Raw genomic sequence first — 9,699 nt, 5'->3', positions numbered from 1 at the left:
ACTCAGACCAAACGGCAACGATCCGCTGAACCAGCCGCTCATCCAACGAAATAAATTGGCCAGCCCATGCCTGCGCATCTCCGAGCGTCATTAGGCGCGACCCCGACGCTCATCGAGTTCGACGACATCCTGCAAATCCATCGCTATGGCATCGGCATCCGCCAGCGCCGCCGAACGCATCCAGAAGCGCAATTGCATGGGCTTGATGAGATACAGGCTCTTGCCGACAAATATCCGCAAATCCGGCATGAGCTGGAAATTGCCGCTGAGGGGTTGATTGATGTGGCTGGCAATCTTGCCGAGCGTCTGAACGACCGAACTGTTGGATGCTTCCGAATATGACGACCCCTTGCCATCGAGAGAAAGACACAGAATCGCCAGGTCGCTACTGGCAGCCTCTAATGTCGCCGTTATCGACGTACCGGAATCAAACCAATCGCGCATACTGCGAAGCAGAGTTTTTGCGTAGGTCTCACGCTCTAAGCCAGTCGGCGCATTCCACAAACGCGGGAACGTTCCTTCGTGCGGCTGGACGCTTGGAAGGACAATTGCCGTCGTGTCGTCAATCAATGCGATTTCGTCGTCAGACAGGCAGAAGTAGTCGTAAGCCAGACGATCAAGCTCATTCAGCAGACCGTCGTCGCCTGCATCGAGCCGAAACTCTTTGCCCAGCGACGCATTCTCAGACGATATCAGGCTCGCAAGCTTTTCAGCGGCTTCTTCTGCCCGCTTTGGCTCGGGAAGATCGGCCGGGCTCGGAAATGGAAGTTTCAGCAGCTCCGCTTGCTTCACTTCGGGACGATCTGCACCGAACGACGCTGTTCCGTGAAAAGCATACCAGACGGCTATGCGGCTATTGAGTAATGCCGTCAAAACCCGCGCCCTCTTGGCATCACGCTGCGGAACCGAAATCGCCTGGATAATGTCCTGAAACGTCAACGCCGTTTCAGTGTAGGAAGCGCGCAAGCGATTATGCGACGTCTCCACACCACGCGGGACCAGAATGCGAATGCCTTCAAAGCCCGCCTCGAAACCCGGGCGGCGAACTCTGCTTGAGCGTGCCGGTGTCAGTCCCTTCGTCGGCTGCGCCAATCGACGGAATGCGGCGATTGGGAGATCGGGCAGCTTTCCGACGAACTTGCTGACGGTATAAGACCCTTCGGAGCCGTTGAAGGGTTGGTAGCCTTGGCCGATAACCCAACCGTCCTCGACGGCCTGCTTCCGACGCCGGATGCCGCCATAGTCCCGAACCAGATGGCCGAGGGTCGGCAGTCCGGACAGGAAGTGAAACAGCTTGGCTTCGGGTTCGCGCATCCACAGGCGCTGTTTGAACAGCAGCGGATTCTCGGTGACTGCCGTGTTCGTCAGGGTCAGCTTGTCGGCGCTGCTTAATGTGATAACGCGCTTAATCCGCAGGTTCAGGTCTGCCTTGGGAACCCAGTAATCAAAGCGATACGGGCCTGTTTCAGGTTTTTTCGCGCCATAAATAATCAACGCTGTCGGCCGCAGCGCGTGCTCGAAGAGTTGAAAGCGCAGATCCGCAAAATTGATGATGCGGCGAATGTGAAAGGTCGATAGCAGGCGGTTTCGCGCGGCAACGGTATTGGCGGCGTGATTGTGCAGGAATCCCATTGCAGGCAGGAGGAACGCCACCAGCCCGCCGGGCGCGAGATGTCGCCCCGCTTTCCAGACGAACGCCCAGGCGTCTTCCCTTCCCGGCAAAGGGAGCTGATGCTTCTCGGACCAAAGTACAGAGGGACGCCGCGGCCCCCTGCGGCTGGACCATGGCGGATTTCCTATGACGACATTGAAGCCGGTGCCGCCTTCCGGCGCTGAAAAGAAGTCCTTGCAAACAAGTGTCTTGTCCCAAAGCTCGGGCAATAACTTGCCGCGCTTGATCAGGCGTTTGATGTCCGGCGGCGACACTTCTTCCAGAAGGGCCACATACAGTGAGAACACGGCAACGCGCACCGCGCTGCCGTTGATATCCCAGCCATGAACGCGCTGGAGAATGGCCAACAGGCTATCCCAGCGAATGGTTCGCGAGCGGTGCGTCGCCCGCCAATGCTCGCACAGGCGCTGGAAAGACCGGACAAGGAAAACCCCCGAGCCGCACGCCGGATCGAGGTAGCGGCCCTTCTCCTTCACGTCGGGCGTCAGGAATTCCCAGACCTGCGACACAACAGTGTCCGCAAGGAACATGGGTGTATAGTAAGCGCCCTGTTCGCGGCGCTCGTCTTCACGCTCGCCCAGAAACCGGTCATAGACTGCGCTGACCAGTTCGATGGGGATATAGCGGAAGTCGTATCCCCAAAATCGCAACTGCCCGCCTTTGCCAAGCTCCTCACGGCCTTCGCGGAAACGCGCCAGCAGTTCAAGGTGCGCAGCGTCAAGCTCGGGCGCTTTCTTCTGCCGCTCAAAGGAACACGGCGCTACGAACAAATCGCCGTTGAAATCCTTGCGCAGCGTGGAAAAAAGGCTCCTGAGCAGTTTCGTGTCCCTGTGCTCCAGAAGCGCCGTAAACCCTCCGGCCCGCCTGTTGGATACCTGTTCAAAATAGTCCGTGGTGATGATGCCCCGGTCTTCGAGGTAGGCAATGAACATGCTTTGAATGAGCAGCGCCTGAGCTGCGTCGGATTCCAGTTTTTCCGCGCAAAGCAGGCGATGCGTTTCGTTCAGGTTGTCGAGCAGAACCTGATCTATCCGCTCTTTCGGCCTGAAATAATCCGCATGCTCCTTCCAGAGCCTGCCCGACTCGGCGCCGTAGAGAAGATTGCGAAAGCGCAGTGCATCATCGGTCGCTTTCAATGCGTCAATCAGGCAACGATCATCGAATGTCGCACCGCCATCGCGATACGGCGTCCGTCCCAGCGAATATGCGCGCAGCGTGTTTTCGGCGATGACCAGAAACAGGCTCGCCAACCCCTGATTCCAGAGCGCGGCGTGCAATTCCATCACATGCGCACGGTCGAAGCTCTCAAGGTCCAGTATCGCCACCGTCGGAACGCCCTGAACGCAAAAGACCGCTGACAGGCCCAAATCGTCCAATGCAGCACGAATGGCGAGTGCATGCGGGATATCGACGGCGGATTCCGATGTCTCGTACAATTCGGGCGACCTGCGATTCAGCAGGCCGAGCCGCTCCTTCCACTCCGCGTCTATCGGGCGGCCAACCGTCATGCCCGCCTCCGGCCGCTACGCGCTCGTGGCTTCACGCTCGCAAGCGGGAAGCGCAGCGGGAACTGATTATCACCCGGCTGCGTCCTCAACAGCGTATCGCGCAGTTGAATCAGAATAGGGTCAAGCTCGCAGAGAATCGCTGCCGAGCTTCCTGTCGGGACAGCGCCGCTCTTCACGATGCGGCATTGGCCTGACGGCAGGTCAATATGAAGAAAAGCATTCTCAAGCGCCGCCCACGACGATGCGTTGCACAGCCGGACAATCTCTTCCGAAATGGATTTCAGAAATCCGATACGAACACCGCATTCTTCGGTGAGCCGCTTGAGAATTCCGGCGGCAAGCAGATCCCCCGTGGAAAAGCATGGCGCATAGCCACGCCGCCCACTGAAGTCGGGGAGCACACGCCGCCAATGCCGGTATGTCTCCGTCGAAATCCCGATTGTCGAGCGAAGCTGGCCTGGCGTGAAATGCACGGGCAATGTCCCCTTTCAGTATGGGGTTAGCCCCAATCCTCCCGGACAATATTTCTGATTTGGGCATGCCGGTCAAACGGAATTGTTCCCATTTTGTTCGTTCCTGACAATAGATTCCTCGGCGCAATCTCTCATTTCTGTCGCCGGCGATGACGCCTGACCGGCCCTCACGCTGCAACGACCTCGCCCATTCGACGACATGGCAGGCTCTCCCGTGCACCGCCTTTACGGGTTGTCGCCCGAGGCGTTCGAACCGGATTCTGCTGCTAAGAAAGCGTGCGGACACAGCATGAGACGAGCGTGTTGCTCCGCATTTTGCAAAGCTTTTCCGTAATTGCGGTGAATATTTTGATGAAATTCACAAAGAAATTATTGACGCAGTGTTCGGAGTCCCTTTAGCCTTGGCAGCCACACAGACTGGAGGGCCGCGTGCCAAAAGAGAGCGACAAACGCGCGAATTTCGTGAGACTGGCGGAGGGGCGAACGCAGCTCGCGCTGGACGCCATCAGGAAGATCGGCAATCTTTCAAACGGCCGCGCCTACGAATACACGGACGCCGATGTCAAAGCGATCATCAAGGCGCTGCGGGATGCGACTGCGGATATTGAGCGCAAGTTCAATTCCAGCACGGGAGAGACTTTCAACAAGTTCAGGCTGAAAGGATAGGGCGTGAGGGCAGAACCGCTGAACATTCAGGACAAGCGTTTCCTGATCAACCGCCTCATCGAACAGGCCCCAGTCAGCACGCTGGTCCGGGAGTTTTTCAAGAATGCCGACGAGAGTGCATCCCAGGCGGCGGACGGCAACAGGCGCATTGAAATCTATCCCGTCGAAATCGACGGCGTGCGCAAGCTGGCCTTCTGGAACACCGGGCCGGGCATGGACGGTGCCGAACTCAGGCGGGCGACCGACCTGTCCTCGTCCATCGGCAAGGACATGGCGCTTGATGCGAATTTCGGGATTGGGGCGAAGGTCTCCGGTCTCACCATGTCGAAGGCCGGTATTCGCTACCGCTCCTGCAAGAACGGCGCGGTCAGCGAAATCACGATTGGTTATGACGCGGAAGAAGGAACGTATGTGCGGTTCCCTGCGCAGTTGCCGGATGGCAGCTACGACACCGTCTACGACGTGACTGCCTCTGCGCAGGCCGACGGAAAACCGACCGACTTCGACTGGACCGAAGTCGTCCTCTACGGCGAGGCTGACGACCACGACACGGTGGCCGAACCGCTGGGCAAGGGCAAATCTGTGGACCGCAGCTATATTCCGAGCGCGATATTCCGGCGCTTCGCCCGTTTCTCCGATGGCGTGGACGTTCGCGTCGATGTCGCCATGACCAAAGGCGGTGGCAAGGACGAGACCGGCCGGTTCCGCCAGCTCAGGCCGCTCGCCGATATCCTCGACAAGCTACCCAGCGCCGAGCGCGTGCATGAGCCGGATTCGGGCCTGAGCGTTCACTACATCCACGACCCCAAGCATCCGCTATCCAGCCATTCGCTGAGTGCGCGCGCGAACCCGGCAACCTCATCCACCACCTTTTGCGCTCTCGTGCACAAGGGCGAGCGTTACGACATCAAGACCAGCAAGGCATGGTCTGCCGCCGCACCGAAGTTCGGCATCCCGTTTGGCTCCAAGGTGCTCACTGTCGAGATTGAAATCCCGGACACTATGGCGCTGCCCAACCAGTACCGGGACGGATTGCTCTGGCCGCATGACCGCTCCCCGCTCACTGCGGAAGAGTTCGCGGACTATGTGCGCGAATTAATGCCGGACTGGGTGAAAGAGGTCATTCGTGCCGAGTCGCCGGAATCCGACGACAATCTCGACGATTTGCAGGCGGACCTGCAAAAGCTGCTTGATGAGTTCCGGGTGCCGACGGTGACGTTCAACCCATCGAAGAAGCCCGCTGCCGTCCCGATGGAGCAGCATGCCGAGGGCGACGATACGCCAGAGCGCGTTCGCCTGGATGAGTTCGACACCGCAGCGGAAAATGCCGAAGGCGAAGATCCGGTCAGCGACCGTGGTGGCGCACGCGCCAAGCCGGAAAAGGTCAGAAAAGCCCCGGAAGGCTCGAAGCCATCTATCGCCAGACAGGCGCTGGAGCGTGTGCCCAAGATTGAGATTCTGACCGACCCGGAAGAAATCTCGGACAAAGCCCTGAAAGGCCGGTCGGGCCGCTATTACAGCGAGTCCCAGACGCTGTTCGTCAACGGCCTCTACCCCATCATCGAGCGCATGTCGCTCGAACTACAGCAGGAGTTGGAAGGCTCCGGTGAACCGGAAATCGTGCGCGCCGAATGCCTCAGGGCGGCTCGCAGGGCCGCCGCCTTCCGTGTCGGCAAAGTGACCTGTTACGCCATCAGCAAGAGGCTTTCGGAGGATTGGTCCGCCGATGATCTCGAGCGCGCAACCTCGCCCGAGTCCCTTTCGATGGCGGCCGACGACTACAAGCAGGGTTTGCCGGTCGCCAAGAAATGGGCACGCGACATGATCAAGCTCTCCAAAGTCGAAAAAGTGGATGCCGCGTAACGCGACATCAACGAATCCAAGGAGCGAGCGATTCTGGCAATAGGGCTGAACGGTGGGCGCAATCGAGCCACGCTCTCGCTGATCGCCATGGCGACACATCATGACCCTGCGAACAATCTACTTCGATGAATCCGGCTACACAGGCTACAATCTTTTGGACCCTGCGCAGCCGGTCTTCGCGATTTCAAGCGCTCTCATTTCTGATGGCGAAGCAGAGGCGATCCTGCGGGAGTCCTTCCCCACCTATCAGGGCGCGGAGTTCAAGTTCTCGAATATTTGGCGCACAAACGCCCGTTCAGGATTGCTGACATTTGCTGGCAATCTGGAATCCTTCACGGATACCGCCTTCACCTACATGATTAACAAGCGTTTTGGGGTGCTGACCAAAATCGTCGACTTTCTGATTGAGCCCATCGTTACCAACGCTGGATATGATTTTTACGCCGACGGCTTTTGCTGGAAGTACTGCAACTACATCTATTACGGCCTCACCGAATTCGCCCCGCCGGAGCTATTGGACCGTCTGCTTACCATCTATCAGGAGTTCAGCCGCAACCCGACGCCACAATCCCTCGCCGTGCTCCAAGGTCGCCTTCGCTTGATGGCGCAAAGCCTGGAAGAGCCGGTTCAGATATTCCTCGAACAAATGGCCGATGGCGCGGAAGCCTTTGCGCATTTCACAAGCATCGAAACATTCAAGAGCAGTAATGAACTACACACAACCTCGATGGTTGCCATCATATCTCATTGGAGGCAGCGATTCCCTGATGACTTTGCTGTAGTTCATGACGCATCCTCCACCTTCCTGCGCCAACGGCGCATGTGGGAGAATATCACCAACCCGGATGTGCCAGAGCAAATTCACCGTGGTGGCGATGGGTCCGAAACGCCATTTCCTCTGCGTGTCGTCTCGACCGAGGCCGTGGACTCAAAGGATCACTTCGCCATTCAGTTCTGCGATGTGCTGGCGGGCCTGTGCGTAAAGCATTTCGGATCGCCAGCGGACCATCCGGACCGTGTGTTTCTCGACAAGGTAATTCAAGCTGGATTGGGAACGCTGACCTATAATGGTATCCGCCCTTCACTCATCTTCCCAGACCACATTCCGCCAAAGCCTCTTGACGGCCCCGACGTTGTTGATCAGTTGGCGATGCTTATCCGGGATTCCGAGAGCAGACGATCCTAAGCCTAACTTGGCACGCCCTTTCGGGCCGGGCTGTCGTGAACGGAACCCGGCAAGGGCCGGTTTCCGCCATCCGGCTTCCATCCCTCGCGCAAATCATGTGCCCCTCGCCGGGGGCAGTCGGTCCCGTGTCCCGCCTTTCGGCGGCGCTATGCTGACACTCCTGCGGCTACCCTCTTAACCGGTCTCGGGGCTGCGGTCGGTCCCGCGTCCCGACCTTCGGTCGGCGCTATGCTGACGCTCCTGCGGCCGCTTTTTTTCTGTTCGGGCCTGCGGCCCGCCCGTTTCATTGGGGCGTGCCGCCCCCAGGCCGTCAAGGCGATAACCCTCCGCTGTAGCTCCGGGCGGAATACGCCGGGCCGTGTCGTCGCCTTCGCCAAGGCTCGTCTCCAGCCCGCACCACCCCGGTTCCCCCTTACGGGGCGCATTCCGGCCTGTGACGGCCAACCCCCGCTCATTGCCGCTTGGCTAGTCGGTTGCATGCGCAACCCTCTCACCAAAAGGAAAAAGGCAATGAAAACAGATATCTATGAACGCATAACCCAATCCATCATCACCGCCCTTGAGGCGGGCGTGAAGCCATGGCACCAGCCGTGGAGTGTGGAACACGCAGCCGGGCGCATCACCCGGCCCCTGCGGGCCAATGGCGTGCCCTATCGTGGCGTCAATGTCCTGATGCTCTGGGGCGAAGCCGTCGCCAACGGCTACACCGCACCTGTCTGGATGACCTTCAAACAGGCATTCGCCCTTGGCGGGCATGTGCGCAAGGGCGAACGCGGCAGCCTTGTCGTGTATGCCTCCAGCGTGAAGCGCACCGAAGACGACCCGGACACCGGCGAAGAACAGGAACGGTCCATTCCCTTCATGAAGGGCTACACCGTGTTCAATGTCGAACAGGTCGAAGGTCTGCCCGCGCAATACTACGCGCAGCCAGCACCGCGCATGGATGTGATTCACCGCATCGCCCATGCCGATGCCTTCGTGAACGCCACCCGCGCCGACATCCGCCATGGCGGGGGACAGGCGTCCTACAATGTCGCCACCGACCTTGTGCGCATGCCGCCCTTCGAAGCCTTCCGCGACCTGGAAAGCTACTATGCAACCCTCATTCACGAGCTGACCCACTGGACGCGGCACGCATCCCGCCTCGACCGGGATCTTGGTCGCAAGCGGTTTGGTGACAGCGGCTATGCCATGGAGGAACTGGTCGCCGAACTTGGCAGCGCCTTCGTCCTGGCCGACCTCGACCTTGCGCCCACGGCACGCGCCGAGCATGCCAGCTATATCGCCTCATGGCTCAAAGTCCTCAAAGACGACAAGCGGGCCATCTTCACCGCAGCGGCGCATGCGCAACGCGCCGCCGATTATCTCAACAGCCTGCAGCCGCACGCAGCGGCGGAATCGGAGGCAGCATGAACCCCGCCACCGAAACCCATCGCGCTGTCTGGCGCGGCTTCGCGCTCACCATCAAATGGACGCCGCATGTCTAAGGCGATGAAGAGGACGACGATTTTATCGACCATGTGGAAATCGAAAGCGATGACCGCGCGCCGCTGCCCCTGACCAACACCGGGTACAGTTCCGGCTATGTCGATGCCTCCAACGTCGAGGCCCTTGGCGGTCCCGTTCCCTTCGTGCTCGCATGGCTCGACCAGGAGGCCGACTCGCCCGCGTGGCGCAAGCGCGAAATCGCTGCGCGGCAATTATCGCTGTTCTAAGCCGTGAACCCATTATCGCAGTGAGCGAAACGGCGAGAAGGTTTCTCTAGCCACCCCCAAATGCGGGATGATAAGTGACGAACCCGCTTCTCTTCCGGTCATCGAACGAGAGTTGCTGAAAATACTCCGGAGGAACTCCCGTCAAACGCAGGTCAGGATCAACGGCGAAGCCGAAGCGACGGTAGTAGGCAGGATCGCCAAGAACCACGCATCCTTTCGCGCCTTGTTCTCTTAAGTTGGCGAGGCCAGCCTCGATCAGCGCGGTACCTACGCCCTCCCGCTGGCAACTTGGGCTTACTGACACAGGGCCAAGCCCAAACCACCCGTCGTGAACGCCATCGATCATCACCGGGGAGAAGGCCGCGTGACCTACGATGTTCCCATCGTTGGCCGCGACAAGTGAGATAGTCAGCGCACCGGTACTTCGTAGTCCGTCAACGATTGAAGCTTCGTTCCCGTCACTGTGCTCTGCTGTGAGGAAAGCAGAAGTGGTCAGGGCGCGAATGGGCTCTTCATCCGCAGGTTTCTCGGGTCTTATCTGCATCAGCCTTATCATAGCACGGCGTCCAAAGCCCTCAAGAGTAGGAAAATAAACGGCATCTGCAATTTTGCGGAC

At 59.1% G+C, this 9,699-nt stretch carries 8 protein-coding genes; 5 read left to right on the top strand and 3 right to left on the bottom strand.

The genetic code is table 11. From position 1 onward, the window contains the following. Nucleotides 1-90: 90 nt before the first annotated feature. Nucleotides 91-3,180 carry an HsdM family class I SAM-dependent methyltransferase gene (locus AB7F49_RS35215; RefSeq protein WP_428531233.1) on the bottom strand — a complete coding sequence of 1,030 codons (3,090 nt, stop codon included), beginning with the start codon at nt 3,178-3,180 and terminating at the stop codon, nt 91-93. After that, entirely contained in the window at nt 3,177-3,581 is a 405-nt protein-coding gene (locus AB7F49_RS35210) for a hypothetical protein (RefSeq protein ID WP_428531230.1), read from the bottom strand. Before AB7F49_RS35210 ends, AB7F49_RS35215 begins: the two co-directional genes overlap by 4 nt. 501 nt (nt 3,582-4,082) lie before the next feature. On the opposite strand from AB7F49_RS35210, the gene AB7F49_RS35205 reads away from it, so the two are divergent. The 5 genes from AB7F49_RS35205 (at nt 4,083) to AB7F49_RS35185 (ending at nt 9,083) form a co-directional block, all read left to right on the top strand. Further along, on the top strand, nt 4,083-4,319 hold the full coding sequence (locus AB7F49_RS35205) for a hypothetical protein (RefSeq protein ID WP_428531227.1): 237 nt from the start codon (nt 4,083-4,085) through the stop codon (nt 4,317-4,319). 3 nt (nt 4,320-4,322) lie between these two features. Next, on the top strand, nt 4,323-6,182 hold the full coding sequence (locus AB7F49_RS35200) for a hypothetical protein (protein WP_428531224.1): 1,860 nt from the start codon (nt 4,323-4,325) through the stop codon (nt 6,180-6,182). Between the two features lie 100 nt (nt 6,183-6,282). Beyond that, on the top strand, nt 6,283-7,368 hold the full coding sequence (locus AB7F49_RS35195) for a DUF3800 domain-containing protein (protein ID WP_428531221.1): 1,086 nt from the start codon (nt 6,283-6,285) through the stop codon (nt 7,366-7,368). A 510-nt stretch (nt 7,369-7,878) separates the two neighbouring features. Further along, nucleotides 7,879-8,781, top strand: a complete 903-nt coding sequence (locus AB7F49_RS35190) for an ArdC family protein (protein ID WP_428531236.1) — start codon at nt 7,879-7,881, stop codon at nt 8,779-8,781. Nucleotides 8,782-8,888: 107 nt separating this feature from the next. Further along, entirely contained in the window at nt 8,889-9,083 is a 195-nt protein-coding gene (locus tag AB7F49_RS35185; protein ID WP_428531218.1) for a hypothetical protein, read from the top strand. Between the two features lie 46 nt (nt 9,084-9,129). Here the strand turns inward: AB7F49_RS35185 and AB7F49_RS35180 are convergent. After that, nucleotides 9,130-9,699: GNAT family N-acetyltransferase (locus AB7F49_RS35180; protein WP_428531215.1), on the bottom strand; the 570-nt coding region annotated here is incomplete at its 5' end.

This window comes from Pseudorhodoplanes sp. (assembly GCF_050250235.1).
Lineage (GTDB): Bacteria > Pseudomonadota > Alphaproteobacteria > Rhizobiales > Xanthobacteraceae > Pseudorhodoplanes.
The sequence above is the reverse complement of the archived record's forward strand: the minus strand, read 5'-3'. Positions and strand labels throughout refer to the sequence as shown.

Bases quoted from the DNA above. Each gene is read 5' to 3' on its own strand.
- AB7F49_RS35215 (WP_428531233.1), bottom strand. From the start codon at position 3,180: ATGACGGTTGGCCGCCCGATAGACGCGGAGTGGAAGGAGCGGCTCGGC.
- AB7F49_RS35195 (WP_428531221.1), top strand. From the start codon at position 6,283: ATGACCCTGCGAACAATCTACTTCGATGAATCCGGCTACACAGGCTAC.
- AB7F49_RS35190 (WP_428531236.1), top strand. From the start codon at position 7,879: ATGAAAACAGATATCTATGAACGCATAACCCAATCCATCATCACCGCC.